General features: G+C 65.6%; 16 protein-coding genes. 10 read left to right on the plus strand and 6 right to left on the minus strand.

The genetic code is table 11. The features are described from left to right. Positions 1–3: 3 nt before the first annotated feature. The 4 genes from edd to DI605_RS09085 form a co-directional block, all read right to left on the minus strand. Positions 4–1,890, minus strand: a complete 1,887-nt coding sequence (gene edd / locus DI605_RS09070; RefSeq protein ID WP_293972235.1) for a phosphogluconate dehydratase — start codon at positions 1,888–1,890, stop codon at positions 4–6. 25 nt (positions 1,891–1,915) lie between these two features. Then, a complete protein-coding gene (locus DI605_RS09075) occupies positions 1,916–2,890 on the minus strand; it encodes a glucokinase (RefSeq protein WP_293972238.1) in 975 nt (324 codons plus the stop codon). 185 nt (positions 2,891–3,075) lie between these two features. Next, positions 3,076–4,512, minus strand: coding sequence for an aldehyde dehydrogenase family protein (locus tag DI605_RS09080; protein WP_293972242.1), 1,437 nt, complete (start codon positions 4,510–4,512; stop codon positions 3,076–3,078). Positions 4,513–4,642: 130 nt separating this feature from the next. Beyond that, positions 4,643–6,289: an acetolactate synthase large subunit gene (locus DI605_RS09085; RefSeq protein ID WP_293972245.1), complete on the minus strand. Its 1,647-nt coding sequence runs from the start codon at positions 6,287–6,289 to the stop codon at positions 4,643–4,645. Positions 6,290–6,525: 236 nt separating this feature from the next. On the opposite strand from DI605_RS09085, the gene DI605_RS09090 reads away from it, so the two are divergent. The 3 genes from DI605_RS09090 (at position 6,526) to DI605_RS09100 (ending at position 9,488) form a co-directional block, all read left to right on the plus strand. Beyond that, the gene (locus DI605_RS09090) at positions 6,526–7,515 is read left to right on the plus strand and encodes a rhodanese-related sulfurtransferase (protein WP_293972248.1); all 990 of its coding nucleotides are present in this window, start codon (positions 6,526–6,528) and stop codon (positions 7,513–7,515) included. Further along, the gene (locus DI605_RS09095; protein WP_293972251.1) at positions 7,508–8,155 is read left to right on the plus strand and encodes a glutathione S-transferase; all 648 of its coding nucleotides are present in this window, start codon (positions 7,508–7,510) and stop codon (positions 8,153–8,155) included. Before DI605_RS09090 ends, DI605_RS09095 begins: the two co-directional genes overlap by 8 nt. Positions 8,156–8,303: 148 nt before the next feature. Further along, on the plus strand, positions 8,304–9,488 hold the full coding sequence (locus DI605_RS09100; protein ID WP_293972254.1) for an MFS transporter: 1,185 nt from the start codon (positions 8,304–8,306) through the stop codon (positions 9,486–9,488). 24 nt (positions 9,489–9,512) lie between these two features. Here DI605_RS09100 and DI605_RS09105 read toward each other — a convergent pair whose 3' ends face one another. Further along, on the minus strand, positions 9,513–10,841 hold the full coding sequence (locus DI605_RS09105; protein WP_293972257.1) for an MFS transporter: 1,329 nt from the start codon (positions 10,839–10,841) through the stop codon (positions 9,513–9,515). A gap of 189 nt (positions 10,842–11,030) precedes the next feature. Here DI605_RS09105 and cyoA point away from each other — a divergent pair, with 189 nt between their 5' ends. From cyoA to DI605_RS09140, 7 genes are read left to right on the plus strand one after another with little or no spacing between them, the layout of a single operon-like run. After that, the gene (cyoA, locus tag DI605_RS09110; RefSeq protein ID WP_293972259.1) at positions 11,031–12,023 is read left to right on the plus strand and encodes a ubiquinol oxidase subunit II; all 993 of its coding nucleotides are present in this window, start codon (positions 11,031–11,033) and stop codon (positions 12,021–12,023) included. 8 nt (positions 12,024–12,031) lie between these two features. Then, positions 12,032–14,038 carry a cytochrome o ubiquinol oxidase subunit I gene (gene cyoB / locus DI605_RS09115; RefSeq protein WP_293972262.1) on the plus strand — a complete coding sequence of 669 codons (2,007 nt, stop codon included), beginning with the start codon at positions 12,032–12,034 and terminating at the stop codon, positions 14,036–14,038. A gap of 3 nt (positions 14,039–14,041) precedes the next feature. Continuing rightward, on the plus strand, positions 14,042–14,680 hold the full coding sequence (cyoC, locus tag DI605_RS09120; protein ID WP_293972265.1) for a cytochrome o ubiquinol oxidase subunit III: 639 nt from the start codon (positions 14,042–14,044) through the stop codon (positions 14,678–14,680). Beyond that, positions 14,677–15,063 (plus strand): cytochrome o ubiquinol oxidase subunit IV, encoded by a 387-nt coding sequence (gene cyoD, locus DI605_RS09125; RefSeq protein WP_293972267.1) that lies wholly within the window; start codon positions 14,677–14,679, stop codon positions 15,061–15,063. The genes cyoC and cyoD overlap by 4 nt, the downstream gene beginning before the upstream one ends. Further along, the gene (locus DI605_RS09130; protein ID WP_293972269.1) at positions 15,060–15,746 is read left to right on the plus strand and encodes an SURF1 family protein; all 687 of its coding nucleotides are present in this window, start codon (positions 15,060–15,062) and stop codon (positions 15,744–15,746) included. Before cyoD ends, DI605_RS09130 begins: the two co-directional genes overlap by 4 nt. A 10-nt stretch (positions 15,747–15,756) precedes the next feature. Continuing rightward, positions 15,757–17,046, plus strand: a complete 1,290-nt coding sequence (locus DI605_RS09135; RefSeq protein WP_293972271.1) for an ATP-binding protein — start codon at positions 15,757–15,759, stop codon at positions 17,044–17,046. Further along, positions 17,039–17,569, plus strand: a complete 531-nt coding sequence (locus tag DI605_RS09140; protein ID WP_293972272.1) for a response regulator transcription factor — start codon at positions 17,039–17,041, stop codon at positions 17,567–17,569. Before DI605_RS09135 ends, DI605_RS09140 begins: the two co-directional genes overlap by 8 nt. Positions 17,570–17,583: 14 nt before the next feature. Here the strand turns inward: DI605_RS09140 and DI605_RS09145 are convergent, their stop codons facing one another. Beyond that, positions 17,584–18,705, minus strand: coding sequence for a diguanylate cyclase (locus DI605_RS09145; protein ID WP_293972275.1), 1,122 nt, complete (start codon positions 18,703–18,705; stop codon positions 17,584–17,586). Positions 18,706–18,947: the final 242 nt, after the last annotated feature.

Here is an 18,947-nt window from a genome sequence, read left to right on the forward strand (position 1 = left end):
CCGTCAGGCGTCGATCGTGCGATCCTCGACATTGTCGACGAGCGGCGGCTCGGGCTGGACGGCATCGTCCAGCATCGCCTCCATCGTCGCGATCATGGCCGATCCGCCTTCTTCCGCGCTGGAGGCACCGGCCCGCATGAAGGCGAACAATTCCCGTCCGGTGCCCAGGCGCTGGCGGGGCCGCGCCACGGCCGCCCGCATCGCCCATTCGGCCGGATCGACCAGCACGTCGATCTGCCCGTCATCGGCCGAAACGCGCACGATATCCCCGTCGCGCAGCTTGCAGATCGGGCCGTCGGCCAGCGCCTCGGGCGTCAGGTGGATCGCCGCCGGCACTTTGCCCGAGGCACCGGACATGCGCCCGTCGGTCACGAGCGCGACCTTGAAGCCCTTGTCCTGGATGGAACTGAGCGGTGGCGTCAGCTTGTGCAGTTCCGGCATGCCGTTGGCGCGCGGCCCCTGGAATCGGACGACGATCACGACATCGCGAAACAGCTCGCCCGCCTTGTAGGCGCGCACCACATCGTCCTGATCCTCGAAAATGCGCGCCGGTGCCTCGATCGTCCAGCGCTCGGGCTCCACGGCGCTCGCCTTGAAGGTGGCGCGGCCGAGATTGCCGGAGACGAGCCGCATGCCGCCATCCGGCTGGAATGGGGCGGAGGCCGGGCGCAGCATCTTCTCGTCACGCGTCTCGATCACGGGCTTCCACGAAAGCGTCTCGCCCTCCAGCACCGGATCCCGCCCATAGGCCGCCATGCCGCCCTTCCAGACGGTGAGGATATCATCGTGGAGCAGGCCCGCTTCCAGCAGCGTGTGGATGGTGAAGGCGATGCCACCCGCCTCGTGATAGCCGTTCACGTCGCCGGGGCCGTTCGGATAGACGCGGGCGATCAGCGGCACCGCCGCCGAAAGGCGATCCAGATCCTCCCAGTCGATGATGATGCCCGCGGCGCGGGCGATCGCCGGCAGGTGGATCGCATGGTTGGTCGATCCGCCCGTCGCCAGCAGGCCGATGGCCGCATTCACGATCGCCTTCTCGTCCACGCACCGGCCGAGTGGGCGATAGTCATCGCCATTCCAGCCGATCTCGACGAGGCGATGGACGGCGGCCCTGGTCAGTTCCTGCCGCAGCTTCGTGCTCGGATGGACGAAGGAGGAAGCGGGCACGTGCAGGCCCATCATCTCCATCATCATCTGATTGGAATTGGCCGTGCCATAGAATGTGCAGGTGCCGGCCGAATGATAGGATTTGCTCTCGCCCTCCAGCAGGGCATCCTCGCCCACCTTACCCTCGGCATAGTCCTGGCGGATCCGCGCCTTCTCCTTGTTGGGCAGGCCGGTGCCCATCGGACCCGAGGGAACCAGGATCATCGGCAGATGGCCGAAGCGCAGCGCGCCGATCAGCAGGCCGGGCACGATCTTGTCGCAGATGCCCAGCAGCGCCGCGCCCTCGAACATGCCGTGGCTGAGGCCGATCGCGGTGGAAAGCGCGATCGTGTCGCGGCTGAACAGCGACAATTCCATGCCGGGCTGCCCCTGCGTCACGCCATCGCACATCGCCGGCACGCCGCCCGCCACCTGCGCGGTGGCGCCCACTTCGCGCGCGAAGATCTTCATCTGCTCCGGATAGCGGCCATAGGGCTGATGCGCGGAAAGCATGTCGTTATAGGCGGTGACGATGCCGATATTCATCGCCTTCTGCGCGATGATCGCCTTCTTGTCCTCGCCCGATGCCGCAAAGCCATGCGCCAGATTGCCGCACGAAAGGCGCGGGCGATCCACGCCGGTGGCGCGTTCCGCATCCAGCAAGCCCAGATAGGCGGCACGGGTCGCGCGCGATCGCTGGATGATGCGATCCGTGACGGCGGCGATGCGAGGGTCGAGGGTCATGGCTTCGTCCTTCAGACGAGGTGAATCAATGCGCCTGGGCCAGCGCGGTGGCGGCACCGAACAGCCCGGGCTCGGGATGGCTTATCATGGCGACGGCTATGCCGTGCATCATCGTTTCGAACCGGCCCTTCGCGTGAAAGCGCGACAGGAGCAACTGCGTATCCAGCTTGTCCCCGATCCGGGGCAGGATGCCACCCGCCAGCACCACCGCGCATGCGCCCTGCGCCAGCGCGATATCGCCCGCGACCGTGCCGAGCAGCATCAGCCAGCGCTCCATCGAGGCGAAGGCATGGATATCGCTGCCGGACTGGGCGGCCTCCCACAGCGGCACCTGCTGCGGCGGCACGATCGCGCGGCCTTCCAGATCGGCCAGCGCGATATGCACCTGCACGAGCCCCGGCCCGGAGACGAGCCGTTCGGCCGAGACGCGCGGATAGCGGCCCAGCAGGAAGCGCAGCATGTGGATTTCCACGTCGTCCGCCGGCGCGAAGCCGATATGGCCGCCCTCGGTGGGCACGACGCGCGCCTCGCCGCCGCTCCAATGGATCGATCCCACGCCCAGGCCGGATCCGGGGCCGACGACGGAGACCACGCCGTCCTTCGGATTTTCGAACCTTTCGCCATCCAGCCGCCGGAAATCCTCCGGGCCGAAGGCGCTCACGGCGATCGACACCGCCTCGAAATCGTTGATGAGCCGCGCAGTCTCAAGCCCGAGCCTGTCGGGAAGCGCCGTGGGCCGCAGCACCCACGGGCTGTTGGTGAGCCTCACCTCATCGCGCTGGACCGGTCCGGCAAGCGCGAACAGGCCGTGCTTCGCCTGCGCATCGACGCTTTCCACATAATGACGATAGGCGGCCTCGAAGCTCGGATAATCGGCCGTGCGATATTTCTGCACGTCGGCGATCGAGACCGTCCCGTCGGCGTCCCGCAGCGCGCGGGCAAAGCGCGCATTGGTACCGCCAATATCCGCGACGATCCCGAGCGATTCCTTTTCCGCCATCGATCCGTCGCTCCCGTCCGCCCAAAAATTCCGTGCCGGCGGCAATCGCCGTGGCCGGTATGGCCATAGTTGCGGTCAACGGGCGCGGCCATGGGAAATTTCCCACCGAAATGCCAGCAATCCCGGTTTCGATGGCATCCGTCCAGAGATCGGCGCGGCGGGCTGGCCGGGCGGCGGCGCGCGGCTCAGGCCGGGCGGCGGCGGATCACGAGATTGCGGATCTCCGTCATATCCTCCATCGCGAAGCGCACCCCCTCGCGGCCGAGCCCCGAATCCTTCACGCCGCCATAAGGCATGTTGTCGACCCGGTAGCTGGGCACGTCGTTCACAACCACGCCGCCCACGTCCAGCTCGTCCCACGCATCGAGCATCTTGAAGATATCGCGCGTGAAAATGCCGGCCTGCAGGCCGAACCTGCTGTCATTGACGATCGCCAGCGCCTGTTCCCAGGTGGAGAAACGCTGGAAGAAGGCGACGGGGCCGAATGCCTCCTCGCGATTGAGGCTCGTGTCGGGATTCACCTCTTCCAGCAGGGTCGCCTCCAGCATCGCGCCTTCGCGCCGGCCGCCGCACAGCAGGCGCGCGCCCTTCGCCACCGCTTCCTGGATCCAGCGATCCAGCCGCTCGGCCTCCTTCACGTCGATCATCGGGCCGACGAACGTTTTCTCGTCATGCGGATTGCCGGCGACGAGCGCCTTCGTCTTTTCGACGAGCATGTCGCGGAACCGATCATAGACGTCATCATGCACCACGATCCGTTGCACGCCGATGCAGGACTGGCCGGATTGGTAAAAGGCGCCGAAAACGGTGCGCGCCACCGCATCTTCCAGATCGGCATCGCGATCGATCACCACGGCGGCATTGCCGCCCAGCTCCAGCACCACCTTCTTCTTGCCGGCCTTCGCCTTCAGATCCCAGCCGACGCCGGGCGATCCGGTAAAGGAAAGGAGCTTCAGCCGATCATCCTCCGTGAAGAGATCCGCCCCGTCGCGGCTGGCGGGCAGGATCGAGAAGGCGCCCCTGGGCAGATTCGTCTCGGCCAGCACCTCGCCCATGATGATCGCGCCCAGCGGGGTGCGGCTGGCCGGCTTCATCACGAACGGGCAGCCCACGGCGATGGCGGGCGCCACCTTGTGCGCGGCGAGGTTCAGCGGAAAATTGAAGGGCGAGATGAAGCTGCATGGCCCGATCGGCACGCGCTTCCAGATGCCCTGATAGCCCTTCGCGCGGGGAGATATGTCCAGCGGCTGGACCTCGCCCGTCATCCGCACGCTCTCCTCGGCGGCGATGCGGAACGTATCGATCAGGCGCCCCACCTCGCCGCGCGAATCGTTGATCGGCTTGCCCGCCTCCACGCAGAGCGCGAAGGCCAGTTCGTCCTTCCGCTCGGTGAAGCGATCGACGCAATGCTGGAGCACGGCCTGCCTTTCATAGGCGGCCATCTTGCGCATCGGCTCGGCCGCCTCGACGGCGGCGGCGATGCCGGCATCAATCGTGGCGGCATCGGCCAGCGCCACGCGCGTCGCCACCTCGCCCGTATATTTATCGGTCACCGCCAGATCGGTGTTCGGCTGCCGCGCCTCGTTGGCGAGGTAGAGCGGATAGATATCCTTGAGTTTCATCCCGGCTGGCTCCCTCGCCTGAACACGCTCCGCATATCACACTGCCCGTGCCGCCACGTCGACGCATCCGGGCGCCCCGCCCGGCGCGGGAAAGACGCACGCCAGGGCAGGGTCGGGTACGCCTCACGGGCTAAATTTTCGCCGAAAGCGCCTTGATCTCCTTGTTCAGGATCTGATCGTTTTCGCTGTAATCGACGGGGCAATCCACCAGATGAACGCCCGGCGTCGCCAGCGTATGTCGCAGCACATCCGGCAGATGCTCGGCACTGTCCACGCGATGCCCGATCGCACCGTAGCTTTCGGCATATTTCACGAAATCGGGGTTGCCGTAGGTGAGCCCCCAATCCGCGAAGCCCATATTCGCCTGCTTCCAGCGGATCATGCCATAGCTGCTGTCGTTCAGGATCAGCACGGTGATGTTCAGGCCGAGGCGGACCGCCGTCTCCATCTCCTGGCTGTTCATCATGAAGCCGCCATCGCCGCAGATCGCCATCACCTTCCGATCCGGATAGACCATCGCGGAGGCCATGGCGGAGGGCAGGCCCGCGCCCATCGTGGCCAGCGCATTGTCCAGCAGCACCGTATTCTGCCGGCGCGCCGGATAATTGCGCGCGAACCAGATCTTGTAGACGCCATTGTCGAGGCAGATGATCCCGTCCGACGGCATCGCCTCGCGCACCTGGCGGACGAGATAGGGCGGAAAGATCGGGAAACGCGCATCGCCATCCAGCGTGGCGGCATGGGCCAGTTCCGCCCGGCGCGCGGCCAGCATCCGATCGAACGTCCAGCCGGCCGAGGGGACGATATCCTCCTTGATCTGCCAGATGGCGTTGGCGATGTCCCCGATCACTTCCAGATTGGGGAAATAGACCGGATCCACTTCGGCCGTGCGGGTGGAAACGTGGATCACCGGGCAGCCGCCATTCCGCATGAAGAAAGGCGGCTTTTCGATCACGTCATGCCCGATATTCACGATCAGGTCCGCCGCCTCGATCGCCCGGTGCACGAAATCGCCCGCCGAAAGCGCGGCGCAGCCGACGAACTTCGGATGCGTCTCGTCGATCACGCCCTTGCCCAGCTGCGTCGTCAGGAAGGGAATGCCGGTCTTCTCGACGAACTGGAGCAGCATCCGCCCCGTCATCTTGCGATTGGCGCCGGCCCCGATCACGAGGATGGGGGAATTCGCCTGTTCCAGCATCGTCACGGCGGCGCGCACCGCCTTCGCCTCGGCGGAAGGGCGGCGCGCGCTGCTGGGCTTCAGCGGCGTGCTGTCGGTCTGCTCGTCCGCCACGTCCTCGGGGAATTCCAGATGGGTCGCGCCGGGCTTCTCCTCCTCGGCAAGGCGATAGGCCTCACGCACGCGGCTGGGAATATTGTCGGCCGACGCCAGCTGGTGCGTGAATTTGGTGATCGGCCGCATCATGTCGACCACGTCGAGGATCTGGAAGCGACCCTGCTTGCTCTTCTTGATCGGCTTCTGGCCCGTCACCATCAGGATCGGCATGCCGCCGAGCTGCGCATAGGCCGCGGCCGTCACCAGATTGGTGGCGCCCGGCCCCAGCGTAGCCATGCAGACGCCGGTGCGCCCGGTATGCCGTCCATAGGTGGCCGCCATGAATCCCGCGCCCTGCTCATGCCGGGTGAGAATCAGCCGGATCTTCGTGGAGCGGGAAAGGCTGTCCAGCATGTCGAGATTTTCCTCGCCCGGCACGCCGAAGATATATTCGCAGCCTTCTTCCTCGAGGCACTGGATGAACAGATCCGAAGCCTTCGTCATCCCGATGCTCCCCCAGTCTTTCGGGCGCCCGGCCCATGTTGCGAGTATGATCGCATTTGGCGGCGTAACAAGATGCTTGTATCGTTCACCGATCGTTACTGTGTCAGATCGATGAAATCAGCGCGCTCTTCCGCGAAATCGTGTAAATCGATCCGGGATAGGCCAAAAATCCGCCCGGAATGACGGCGCGGCGTTGGGGCTTCGCCTCACGGCCCGTCGGGACTATGAGGCGCCCCATGTCCAGCCTGCCCGCCGCGAACCCCGATCCGGCCGCCGATACGGATCTGCCGATCCGGGTGGTGGCGCTTTATCGCTTCACGCCTTTCGCCGATTGCGAGGCGCTGCGCGGCCCGCTCGCCCTCGCCTGCTGCGCGGAAGGGGTGAAGGGCACGCTGCTGCTGGCCCACGAAGGCATTAACGGCACGATTGCGGGAGCGGACGAGGCGATCGATCGCGTGCTTGCCCATATTCGCGCGCTGCCCGGCTGCGCCGCGCTCGACGTGCGGGAAAGCCGCGCCCGCGCCATGCCCTTCCATCGGATGAAGGTGCGCATCAAGCGCGAGATCGTGACGATGGGCGAGCCTGACATCGATCCACTGGCGGATGTCGGCCATTATGTGCAGCCCGCCGACTGGAACGCGCTGATCGATCAGCCGGACACGATCCTGATCGACACGCGCAACGATTATGAGGTGGCGATCGGCACGTTCGAGGGCGCGATCGATCCCAAGACGCGTACCTTCCGCGATTTTCCGGACTGGTTCCGCGCGCGCAAGGCGGAGATGATCGCACAGGGCAAGGCACCGAAGATCGCGATGTTCTGCACCGGCGGCATACGCTGCGAAAAGGCCACCGCCTTCGTGAAGGCGGAGGGGCTGGAGGAGGTCTATCACCTCAAGGGCGGCATCCTGGCCTATCTGGAAACCATCCGGCCGGAGGAAAGCCGCTGGCAGGGCGAGTGTTTCGTCTTCGATCAGCGCGTGGCCGTGGGCCATGGCATGGCGTTGGGCACGCACGAACTCTGCCACGCCTGCATGGCGCCCATCCGCGCGGAGGATCGTGCCTCTCCCCTCTATGCCGAAGGCGTCAGTTGCCCCGCCTGCCATGGCGATCGCAGCGAGGAGCAGCGCGCCGGCTATGCGGAGCGCCATCGCCAGACGCGCCTGGCGGAAGCCCGCGGCACGGCGCATGTCGGCGCGACGCACCCGCCGAAGCGCGGTGGCTGATCCGATCCTCTACAGCTTCCGACGCTGCCCCTATGCGATGCGGGCGCGCCTGGCATTGCTGGTGAGCGAAACGGCCTTCGAACTGCGCGAAGTGAAGCTTTCGGCCAAGCCGCCGGAGATGATCGCGCTTTCGCCCAAGGGCACCGTGCCGGTGCTGGTGCTTCCGGACGGGCGCGTGATCGATCAAAGCCTGGATATCATGCGCTGGGCGCTGGGCCGCAACGATCCCGAATCCTGGCTCGATGGCGACGATCCAGCGCTGATCGAAGCCAATGACGGCCCGTTCAAACATCACCTCGATCGCTACAAATATCCGCACCGCCGCGGCAGCGATCCGGAGGAGCATCGCGCCGCGGCGGCGGCCCTGCTCGCTCCATTGGACGATCGGCTGTCGCGGCACGCTTATCTGTGTGGGCCGGCGCGATCGCTCACCGATGCGGCGCTGATGCCGTTCGTCCGCCAATATGCGGCAACCGATCGGGACTGGTTCGATCGACAGCCCTGGCCGTCGCTTCGGCGCTGGCTCGACACGCAGCTCTCGGCGGCGCTGTTCGAAAAGGCGATGCTCCGGATCGAGCCGTGGCGCGGAATGGCGGATCCGGCCGTGCGGCCTTGCGATGCTCAGAACACAAATTCCTGATCCGCTCAGGAGCGCGGCCGGCGGTCCGTGCGATGCACCTGGTGCAACGCAAGGCGAAAAATTCGCATCTTCCGATATTTGCCGCTCGCCGCCCGCGCCCTTATGTGCACTGCACAATAGTGATTGCGTACGCGGCACCGAGATCGACATGAATCCGTCCAGACCCAGCCTGCAGATCCTGCTGAGCGTGCTGTGCACGGCGCTCACCTATTTCATGATCGGCCTGCCTCTGGCGGTGCTTCCCCAATGGGTGAGTTCCGACATGGGCTTCAGCGCGGCGACGGCCGGCCTCGCCATATCGGTGCAATATGTCGCCACGATCGTGAGCCGCGGCATGGTGGGTCCGATGGTCGATACATCGGGGCCGCGACGCGCGATCCTGATCGGCCTGCTCTGCGGGGCCGCAAGCGGCGCCATATTGCTGGCGGCATCCCGGTTCGCAGCCACTCCCTCACTCGCGCTGACGATCCTGTTCGCGAGCCGGATCGCGCTGGGCTTCGGGGAAAGCCTGGTGGGTACGGGCGCGATCGCCTGGGGCATCGGCCGGACGGGATCGGAGCATACGGCGAGAATCATCTCGTGGAACGGCATCGCCACCTATGGCGCGATCGCCGCCGGCGCGCCTGCCGGCGTGCTGCTGTTCCATCTCGGTGGCATGACGGCGGTTGGCCTCGCGCTGGCCGCAACGGGGATCGCCGGTGTCGCCTTCGTGTGGCCGCAGCCCGCGACGCGGACGATCCAGGCGGAGCGCATGCCCTATGCCGCCGTCTTCGCACGGGTGCTGCCTTATGGCGCGGCGCTGGGCCTCGGTGGAATCGGCTTCGGCGTGATCGGATCCTTCATCTCGCTTTACTATTCGGATCATGGCTGGCCTGCCGCCTGGATCGCGATCAGCAGCTTCGGCGTCGCCTTCGTCCTTGCCCGCCTGCTCTTCGTCGGCAGCATCGCCCGGCATGGCGGGCTGGCCGTCGCCCTGGCCTTCCTCGCGGTGGAAACGATGGGGCTGATGATGATCTGGCTGGCCGGGATCCCGGCGGTGGCGGCGCTGGGTTCGGCGATCGCCGGCTTCGGCTTCGCGCTGATCTTTCCCGCCCTCGGCATGGTCGTGGTGGATCTGGTGCCGCCGCAGAACCGGGGCGCCGCGATCGGCGCCTATTCGATGTTCACCGATATCGCTTTGTGCATCACGGGGCCGGCCGCCGGGATCCTCGCGGGAAGCGCGGGCTTTACCGCCCCGTTCCTGTTCGGCGGCGTGGCCTCGCTGCTGGGAGTCGGGATCGTGGCCCTCTTGATCCAGCGGGCCTCGCCGTCATCGCGCTCGTTGCGCTTCTGATCGGCGAGACCCTCCGGTTATCGGTCAGTCCGTCTTGCGGGCGAGATTCTTGTTCACGCCCAGCGCCACGAGCGTGCCGATCGCACCCGACAGCAGATAGAGGCCGGCGGCGATCAGCCCGAAATGGGTGGCGAGCAGCAGCGCCGCGAGCGGCGCGAAACCCGCCCCGAACAGCCACGCCAGATCGGACGTGAGCGCAGAGCCGGTATAGCGCGAGCTGGTCGGGAAGCTCGACGCCACCGCGCCGGACGACTGGCCGAAGGCGATGCCGAGCAGGACGAAGCCGGCGACCATGAAGGCGGCAGCGCCGACCGGTCCGGTATCCAGCAGCTGGGGTGCGAAGCCGCTATAGACGGCGATGGCCGCAGCCGATCCGCCCAGCACCGAACGCCGGCCATAGCGATCGGCAAGCACGCCGGAGACGACCAGCGCCAGCACGCAGATCGCGGCGCCGCCCATCTCCACCAGCAGGAAGCGAGCGATATCCTGATGCGTGTAGAGCACGACCCACGAGAGCGGGAAGACCGTGACCATGTGGAACAACGCGAAGCTGGCGAGCGGCGCGAAGGCGCCGATCACGATCTGCACGCCCGACGAGCGCACCGTATCGCGCACCCGCGAGGGCTGGAGATCGCGGCTCTCGAACAGCTTTTCATATTCCGGCGTGACGACGATGCGCAGCCGGGCGAACAGCGCCACCACGTTCAGCGCGAAGGCGACGAAGAACGGATAGCGCCAGCCCCATTCGAGGAAATCCGCCGTCGAAATCGACATCAGCAGATAGGCGAAGGTCGCGCTGGCGATGATGAGGCCGAGCGGGGCGCCCAGCTGCGGGATCATCGCATACCAGCCGCGCTTTTCCTGCGGCGTGTTGAGCGCGAGCAGCGAGGCGAGCCCATCCCACGCGCCGCCCAGCGCCACGCCCTGCCCGATCCGGAACGTCGCGAGCAGAATGGCGGAAAGCGCGCCGATGCTGGCATAGCCGGGCAGGAAGGCGATGGCGCAGGTCGACGTGCCGAGCAGGAACAGCGCGATCGTGAGCTTCGTGCCACGCCCGTAGAGCCTGTCGACCGTCAGGAAGATCATGGAGCCGATCGGCCGCGCGACGAAGGCCAGCGCGAAGATCGCGAAGGACCACAGCGTCGCTTCCAGCCGATCGAGATGGCTGAACACCACCTGCGGAAACACGATCACCGATGCGATCGCATAGACGAAGAAATCGAAGAATTCGGATGTCCGGCCGATGATTACGCCGATGGCGATCTCCGAGGGATGAAGATCGTGATGACTGTCCGTGCGCCGATCGGTTTCATATGGCGGGGATCCCCCCGGGGCCGTAGCCGAAAGTGCCATAGCTCGCTCTCCTTCAAGGCGGATCTCACAGCCGAGATTCGAACCATTTTCCGGAGATCAAACGCGCGGGATGCGCGTAGTTCCCCAAGGAGCAGCGATTCGGCCTCTGTAGCCCGGTCCACCTGAGTTGGAAAATGGGACAAAATGTCCTATCGCGCCACTGCTATTTTATGGCCTAGGGGCCCGCGCATGGCTTCTTTCTTGCCCAAACTGCGGCGCCTGCGTGCCGCCGCCATCCTGCCCGCCCCGCTCCTGCTGGGCGCCTGCAATTTCGAGGTGCTGTTTCCGGCGGGCGATGTCGCCCGGCAGGAGGCGCATCTCCTCGCCATCTCCACGGTGCTGATGCTGCTCATCATCATCCCGGTGATGGCGCTGACGGTGCTGTTCGCCTGGCGATATCGCCAGTCGAACAAGGAGGCGAAATATTCGCCCGACTGGGATCATTCCACCGCGCTGGAGCTGGTGATCTGGTCGGCGCCGCTGCTGATCATCATCGCGCTGGGCGCGATCACCTGGATCACCACCCACACGCTGGATCCCTATCGCCGGCTGGACCGGATCGCGCCGGGCAAGCCGATCGCGGCGGAGACCAAGCCGCTGGAGATCGATGTCGTCGCGCTCGATTGGAAGTGGCTGTTCATCTACCCTGAACAGGGTGTCGCCACGATCAACGAGCTCGCGCTCCCGGTGGATCGCGAGGTGCGCTTCCGCCTGACGGCCAGCTCGGTGATGAACAGCTTCTACGTGCCGGCGCTGGCCGGGCAGGTCTATGCGATGCCGGCCATGGAGACGAAGCTCCACGCCGTGCTGAACAAGCCCGGCACCTACAAGGGCATTTCCGCCAACTATAGCGGCGCCGGCTTCTCCGGCATGCACTTCCAGACGATCGGCATGGATCAGGCCGGCTTCGACAGCTGGGTCGCCGCGCAGAAATCGGCCGGCATGCCGCTGGATCGCTCCAAATATCTCGAGCTGGAAAAGCCTTCGGAAAAGGTTCCGGTCATGCGCTTCGGCAGCGTCGATCCCGATCTCTTCCGCCGCGCCGTCGAGATGTGCGTCGCGCCGGGCAAGACCTGCATGAGCGAAACGATGAAGATGGACATGAGCCACCTTCCCGCACACGGCGAGCATGCGGAATCGCAGGCCGCCGACGCCCCCGCCATGCCCCATTCGCATAATTGAGCCGCGCCATGTCCATCGAACTTCCCAAAGCCATTTTCGGGCGCTTCACGCTTGACGCGATCCCGTACCATGAGCCGATCCTGATCGGCACCTTCGCCGGCGTCGCCGTCGGCGGCGCGGTGGTGCTCGCTGCGCTCACCTATTTCCGTGTCTGGGGCTATCTCTGGAAGGAGTGGTTCACCAGCGTCGATCACAAGAAGATCGGCGTGATGTACATGGTGCTGGGCCTCATCATGTTCCTGCGCGGCTTCGCCGACGCGATCATGATGCGCGCGCAGCAATCCATGTCCTTCGGGGCGAGCGAGGGCTTCCTGCCCGCCCACCATTACGATCAGGTGTTCACCGCCCATGGCGTGATCATGATCTTCTTCGTGGCGATGCCCTTCGTCACCGGCCTCATGAACTTCGTGGTGCCGCTGCAGATCGGCGCGCGCGACGTCTCCTTCCCGTTCCTGAACAATTTCAGCTTCTGGATGACGACGGCCGGCGCGGTGCTGGTGATGATGAGCCTGTTCGTGGGTGAATTCGCCCGCACCGGCTGGCTCGCCATGGCCCCGCTTTCGGAGCTTGATTACTCGCCCGATGTCGGTGTCGATTATTACATATGGGCGCTGCAGATAGCGGGCGTCGGCACATTGCTGTCCGGCATCAACCTGCTCTGCACCATCGTGAAGATGCGCGCGCCCGGCATGACGCTGATGAAGATGCCCGTCTTCACCTGGACGTCGCTCTGCACGAACATCCTGATCGTCGCCGCCTTCCCGGTGCTGACGGCCGTGCTCGTGCTGCTCAGCCTCGATCGCTACGTCGGCACCCACTTCTTCACGAACACGTTGGGCGGCAATTACATGCTGTACACCAACATGATCTGGATCTGGGGCCATCCGGAAGTGTACATCCTGATCCTGCCGGCCTTCGGCATCTTCTCGGAAGTCACCTCCACCTTCTGCGGCAAGCGGCTCTTCGGCTACACGTCGATGGTCTATGCGACGCTCGTCATCACGATCCTGTCCTACCTCGTCTGGCTCCATCACTTCTTCACGATGGGCTCCGGCGCGAGCGTGAACAGCTTCTTCGGCATCACGACGATGATCATCTCGATCCCAACGGGCGCGAAGATCTTCAACTGGCTGTTCACCATGTATCATGGCCGCATCCGGTTCGAGCTGCCGATGATGTGGACGGTCGCCTTCATGCTGACGTTCGTGATCGGCGGCATGACCGGCGTGATGCTCGCCGTTCCCCCGGCCGATTTCGTGCTCCACAACTCGCTGTTCCTGGTCGCGCATTTCCACAATGTGATCATCGGCGGCGTGCTGTTCGGCATGTTCGCGGGTATCAACTACTGGTGGCCCAAGGCCTTCGGCTTCAAGCTCGATCCCTTCTGGGGCAAGATCAGTTTCTGGCTGTGGGTCGTGGGCTTCTGGGTCGCCTTCACGCCTCTCTATGTGCTGGGCCTGATGGGCGTCACTCGCCGCCTGCGCCACTTCGACGATCCGAGCCTGCAGATCTGGTTCGTGATCGCCGCCATCGGCGCCGTCATCATCGCGGCCGGCATCGGCGCCATGCTGATGCAATATTATGTCAGCATCCGCGACCGGAACGATCCGCGCCTGCGGGATTTCACGGGCGATCCGTGGGGTGGCCGTACGCTGGAGTGGGCGACCTCGTCGCCGCCGCCGGCCTATAATTTCGCCTACACGCCGATCATCCACGATCTGGATGCCTATGCCGACATGAAGGCGCGCAACTACAAGCGTCCGCTCGACACGTTCCGCCCGATCCTGATGCCGCGCAATACCGGCGCGGGCATCATCCTGGCGGGCCTGGCGATGGTCTTCGGCGTGGCGATGATCTGGTATGTCTGGTGGCTGGCGGCGCTGAGCTTCGTCGCGCTCATCGGCACCGCGATCTTCCACACCTTCAACTATGACCGGGAATATCACATCCCGGCCGAGGAGGTGGCCACCACAGAGGCCGCGCGCACCCGCCTCCTCGCGGCGCAGGGAGCCTGATCCATGGCCCAGCACGGCACCACGACGATGACCGACGCAAGCGGTCAGCCCGTCTTCTTCCAGCTCGACGAACATGATCACGAGGCCGGCGGCTCCACCGCCCTCGGCTTCTGGATCTATCTGATGAGCGACTGCCTGATCTTCGCGATGCTGTTCGCGGCGTTCGGCGTGTTCGGATCCAGCTATGCGGGCGGCCCGAAGCCATCCGAGCTGTTCGAACTGCCGCTCGTCGCGGTCAACACCGCGATGCTGCTCTTCTCCTCCATCACCTACGGCTTCGCCGTGATCGCGATGGACGAGAACAAGAAGAGCGCCACGCTCGGCTGGCTCGCCATCACCGGCGTGTTCGGCGCCTGCTTCCTGGGCATCGAGCTTTACGAGTTCCACAATCTGATCCTCGAAGGCGCTGGCCCGGATCGCTCGGCCTTCCTCTCTTCCTTCTTCACGCTCGTCGGCACGCACGGCCTGCACGTCACCTTCGGCATCATCTGGCTGGTGACGCTGATGGTGCAACTGTCGCGCGGCGGCCTCACCACCGCCAATCGCCGGCGCGTGATGTGCCTGTCCATGTTCTGGCACTTTCTGGACGTCGTCTGGATCGGCGTCTTCACCTTCGTCTATCTGATGGGAGTCCTCCGTTGAGCGCGCACGATCACGTCCACAGCCACGATCGTGGGCATGGGCACGACGCGCCCGCGCACATCACCCGCAAGGGCTATGTGATCGGCTTCGTCCTGTCGGTGATCCTGACGGCCATTCCCTTCTGGCTCGTCATGACGGGCGCGCTGGGCAGCGCCTCGGCCACGGCCTTCACGATCATGGGCTTCGCGGCGGTGCAGATCGTCGTCCACATGATCTACTTCCTGCACATGAACTCGCGCGCGGAAGGCGGCTGGTCGATGATGGCGATGGTCTTCACGATCGTCCTGCTCGTCATCGTGCTCGCCGGCTCGCTGTGGGTGATGCACAACATGAACGCCAACATGATGCCGTCCATGGAGGCATCCGACACGAGCGGCATGTGAGGCGCCTCGCCCTCGCGGCGGCGCTGTGCCTCACGGTGGCGGCGCTCGCTTCGCTGGGGGTGTGGCAGCTTCAGCGTCGCGCATGGAAGCATGCGCTGATCGAACAGGTGGATCGGCGGCTGGCGGCAGCCCCGATCCCGGCGCCGGGGCCGGAGATGTGGCCCGGCATCACCGCCGCCAATGCCTATACCCGCATCACCGCCCACGGCCTGCTCCGCACCGATCGCCAGACGAAGGTGCAGGCCGTCACCCGGATCGGCCCCGGCTTCTGGGTGATGGCGCCGCTGGAAACGGATCGGGGCTTCACCCTGATCGTCAATCGCGGCTTCGTGCCGCAGGATGGGCAGGATAGCGCGCCACAGCCCCCCCTCCCCGCTACCATCTCCGGCCTGCTCCGCGTGAGCGAGCCCGGCGGCGCCTTCCTCCGCAGCAACAGGCCCGCCGAGGATCGCTGGTATTCGCGTGACGTGGCCGCGATCGCGGCGAAACGATCGCTCGCGGGGGCGGTGGCGCCCTATTTCGTCGATGCCGATGCGGCACCCGGCGGGGGCTGGCCCAGGGGGGGGCTGACGATCGTCTCCTTCCCGGACAATCATATGCAATATGCGCTCACCTGGTTCGCGATGGCGGCGCTTCTGGCCGCCACGGGCATCGGGATGGCGTGGCGGGGCCGGCGGCGCTAAGAGGCGCACCATGCCCCTTGCCGCAGATCAGGCGCGGTACAGCGCCGCCATTGCCGGCGGCCGCAACATGCTGCTGCTCAGCCACCTGCGCATCCTCGCCGTGCTGGGCCAGCTCGTCACGATCCTCTTCGTCCAGTTCGGCCTCGGCGTCCGCCTGCCGCTGGTGCCGATGATCACGGTGGTGGGTGCGCTCGCCCTGCTCAATCTGGGAACGCTGGTGTTCCTCACCCGGGGCGGCATCGTCACCAATCGCGGCATGTTCCTGGCGTTGCTGACCGATTTCGCCGCGCTTTCCGCCCAATTCTACATGAGCGGCGGCGTGACCAACCCGTTCGCGCCGATCGGCCTGCTCCAGATCGTGATCGGATCGGTGCTGCTGGAAGCATGGTCCTGCTGGGTGCTGGTGGCGCTCCACAGCATCGCCTTCGGGCTGCTCTCGCTGTTTCACCGGCCGCTGCTGCTGCCGGATGGCTATGCGATCACATTCTCGCCGGTCCAGATCCTCGCCAGCTGGCTCAATTTCGTCCTCGTCGCGGTGCTGCTCGTCTTCTTCGTGACGCGCATCAGCCGCAATCTGCGCACGCGCGATGCAACGCTGGCCGAATTGCGCCAGCGGGCGGCGGAAGAGGATCATATCGTGCGCATGGGCCTGCTCGCATCGGGCGCGGCGCACGAGCTGGGCACCCCCCTCTCCTCGCTGTCCGTGATCCTCAGCGACTGGCGAAGGCAGCCCGCGCTCGCGGCCGATCCGCAGGAAATCGGCGAGGCGCAGGCGGCGGTGGCGCGCTGCAAGGATATCGTGGGTGGCATTCTCTATGCCTCGGGCGAGGCGCGCGGCGAGGATCTCAAGCGCACGACCCTGCGTCAGTTCCTGACGGACGTGGCGACGACATGGTCCACGCTTCGCCCCGGCCTGCTCGCCTTCGATTATCGCCCGCATTTCGATCCCGTGGTGGTGGTCGATCGGACGATTGCGCAGATCCTGACGAATATGCTCGACAATGCGCATGAGGCCGGCGCCGGACATATCCAGATGATCGTGGAGATACGCGACGGCATCCTCGTGCTGACGGTGCAGGACGATGGCAACGGTTTCCCGCCCGATATGCTGGAAACGATCGGCCAGCCCTATCGATCGAGCAAGGATCGCCGCGGCGCCGGCCTTGGCCTCTTCCTCGCCGTAAACGTGCTGCGCAAGCTGGGCGGGCGGCTTTCGGTGCGGAACGGGCCGGTGCGGGGCGCGATCGTCGCCATCTCCGTGCCGCTGGTGGCGTTGACGCCGGAGGCGGCGCATGGCTGATCGCCGCCTGCTGGTGATCGAGGACGATCAGGAATTCGCGCGCACCCTGTCCCGCTCGTTCGAGCGGCGGGGCTATGAGGTGCGCGTCATCCACGAGGTGACGGCACTTCCGGATGCGCTGGCGGGCTTCGCCCCCGGCTTCGCGATCGTCGATCTGCGGCTGAACGCCTCATCGGGGCTCTGCTGCGTCGAAACGCTCCATGCCCACGATCCCGCGATGAAGATCGTGGTCCTCACCGGCTTCGCCAGCATTGCCACGGCGGTGGAGGCCATCAAGCTGGGCGCCACCAACTATCTCACCAAGCCTTCCGACAGCGACGATATCGAGCGTGCCTTCGGCCAGGGCGGGGGCGATGCCACGGTGGACATCACCGCCCCGCCGACCACGATCAAGACGCTGGAATGGGAGCATATCCACCAGACGCTGGCCGAGACGAACTTCAACATTTCGGAAACGGCGCGGCGGCTGGGAATGCACCGGCGGACGCTCGCCAGGAAGCTCGACAAGCGCCACATGCGCTGACGTCCCCCGCGGGATCAATCGACGGAGACGCGATCCCGCCCGGCCGCCTTGGCATGATAGAGATGGCGATCGGCGCGCGCCATCACGCCCGAGAGATCGTCGCCCGCATCCGCCACCGCGACGCCCAGGCTGGCCGTGGCCATCGGCACGCCGGGAGTCCACACGCGCAGCGAATCCAGCAGATCCTCCGCGATCCGTGCCGCGCGCGCCGCATCCGCATCGGGCACGATCGCGATGAATTCGTCGCCGCCCAGGCGCGCGAGCATGCCATGCTCGGCCTTCAGCACCTCGTTGGCGCGCGTGGCGAAATTGGTGAGCACCTCGTCCCCGGCGGCATGGCCGTAGCGATCGTTGATGCGCTTGAAATGATCGATGTCGACAAGGATGACCGCCGCCTCCCCGCTCATCGCCCCGGCCTTGTAATTCTCCAGCCAGGCCCGGTTGCGTGCGCCCGTAAGGGGATCGCGCAGCGCCTTCTCGCGCAGCTCGCGGGTGGCCCGTTCGGCCGGCATCGCCATCAGCGCGATGTTGAGCGCCGCGAGCAGCAGTTGATCCGCGATCATCGGCAGGATGGCGGCCAGGTGCAGATCGCCCAGCCCGAGATGGCCGGCCGCGATCGCAATCGCATAGACCGGCACATAAGCGAGCAGCGTGACGCCGGCGAGGCGCTGCGGCAGCGAGACATGCTCGCCCTTTTCCAGCGCCATCCAGCACCCAACCACGATCTTGGACGCAGCGAGCCCGCTCATGGCGAGATCGAAGCCGAACCCGGCCGGCAGAAGCGCGCCGATCGCCCTGGTGGAAGCGATCATCGGAAGCAGGATGACCCCCGCGAGCAGGGCGATCTCACCCGGCCGGTAAGGCGCGCGACGATGGAAGCTGTGCGCGCCGATCAGGATCAGAATGTCGGTGCAGGCAAGCAAGCCGAACGTGATCGAACGGAGGAATGCCGCCCGCCCGTCAACCCACTCGAACGCCTCCAGCACGAAGACATAAAGCGCGGCACTCGCCGCCCAATAGAGCAGGTAAGAACGATGCCGACCGGATGCCCAGAAGGCGACGTACATCACGGCGAATGCGAAGCTCGCCAGCATGCTGCAAAGCCGCAGCGTCGCCAGATCGGGTAAGGTCGGCATGCATCACTCAACGTCGCTGGTCGCCATCGACCGAACGGCTGCGGACGCTATCGGTGCCGCCTTGATAAATGGTTCATGATCCGGTCCGGCGCGGACCATTCCCTATCGGCCGTTAAGCCTATCGCTTGCAGGTTGCATAAGGAGCGCCTGCTAGAAGGAGAGCGCGGTCACGGTATCGCAGTCACATACCTGGTCCGCCGGCCATGCCGGCGGACCCTTTATGCCTTGGCGCCCCGATCCCG

The organism is Sphingomonas sp., from assembly GCF_003248515.1.
GTDB lineage: Bacteria > Pseudomonadota > Alphaproteobacteria > Sphingomonadales > Sphingomonadaceae > Sphingomonas_I.

What these genes read in the sequence shown, in the direction of transcription:
- edd (WP_293972235.1), bottom strand. Translation starts at nt 1,890, where the DNA reads ATGACCCTCGACCCTCGCATCGCCGCCGTCACGGATCGCATCATCCAG.
- DI605_RS09075 (WP_293972238.1), bottom strand. Translation starts at nt 2,890, where the DNA reads ATGGCGGAAAAGGAATCGCTCGGGATCGTCGCGGATATTGGCGGTACC.
- DI605_RS09080 (WP_293972242.1), bottom strand. Translation starts at nt 4,512, where the DNA reads ATGAAACTCAAGGATATCTATCCGCTCTACCTCGCCAACGAGGCGCGG.
- DI605_RS09085 (WP_293972245.1), bottom strand. Translation starts at nt 6,289, where the DNA reads ATGACGAAGGCTTCGGATCTGTTCATCCAGTGCCTCGAGGAAGAAGGC.
- DI605_RS09090 (WP_293972248.1), top strand. Translation starts at nt 6,526, where the DNA reads ATGTCCAGCCTGCCCGCCGCGAACCCCGATCCGGCCGCCGATACGGAT.
- DI605_RS09100 (WP_293972254.1), top strand. Translation starts at nt 8,304, where the DNA reads ATGAATCCGTCCAGACCCAGCCTGCAGATCCTGCTGAGCGTGCTGTGC.
- DI605_RS09105 (WP_293972257.1), bottom strand. Translation starts at nt 10,841, where the DNA reads ATGGCACTTTCGGCTACGGCCCCGGGGGGATCCCCGCCATATGAAACC.
- cyoA (WP_293972259.1), top strand. Translation starts at nt 11,031, where the DNA reads ATGGCTTCTTTCTTGCCCAAACTGCGGCGCCTGCGTGCCGCCGCCATC.
- cyoB (WP_293972262.1), top strand. Translation starts at nt 12,032, where the DNA reads ATGTCCATCGAACTTCCCAAAGCCATTTTCGGGCGCTTCACGCTTGAC.
- cyoC (WP_293972265.1), top strand. Translation starts at nt 14,042, where the DNA reads ATGGCCCAGCACGGCACCACGACGATGACCGACGCAAGCGGTCAGCCC.
- DI605_RS09135 (WP_293972271.1), top strand. Translation starts at nt 15,757, where the DNA reads ATGCCCCTTGCCGCAGATCAGGCGCGGTACAGCGCCGCCATTGCCGGC.
- DI605_RS09140 (WP_293972272.1), top strand. Translation starts at nt 17,039, where the DNA reads ATGGCTGATCGCCGCCTGCTGGTGATCGAGGACGATCAGGAATTCGCG.
- DI605_RS09145 (WP_293972275.1), bottom strand. Translation starts at nt 18,705, where the DNA reads ATGCCGACCTTACCCGATCTGGCGACGCTGCGGCTTTGCAGCATGCTG.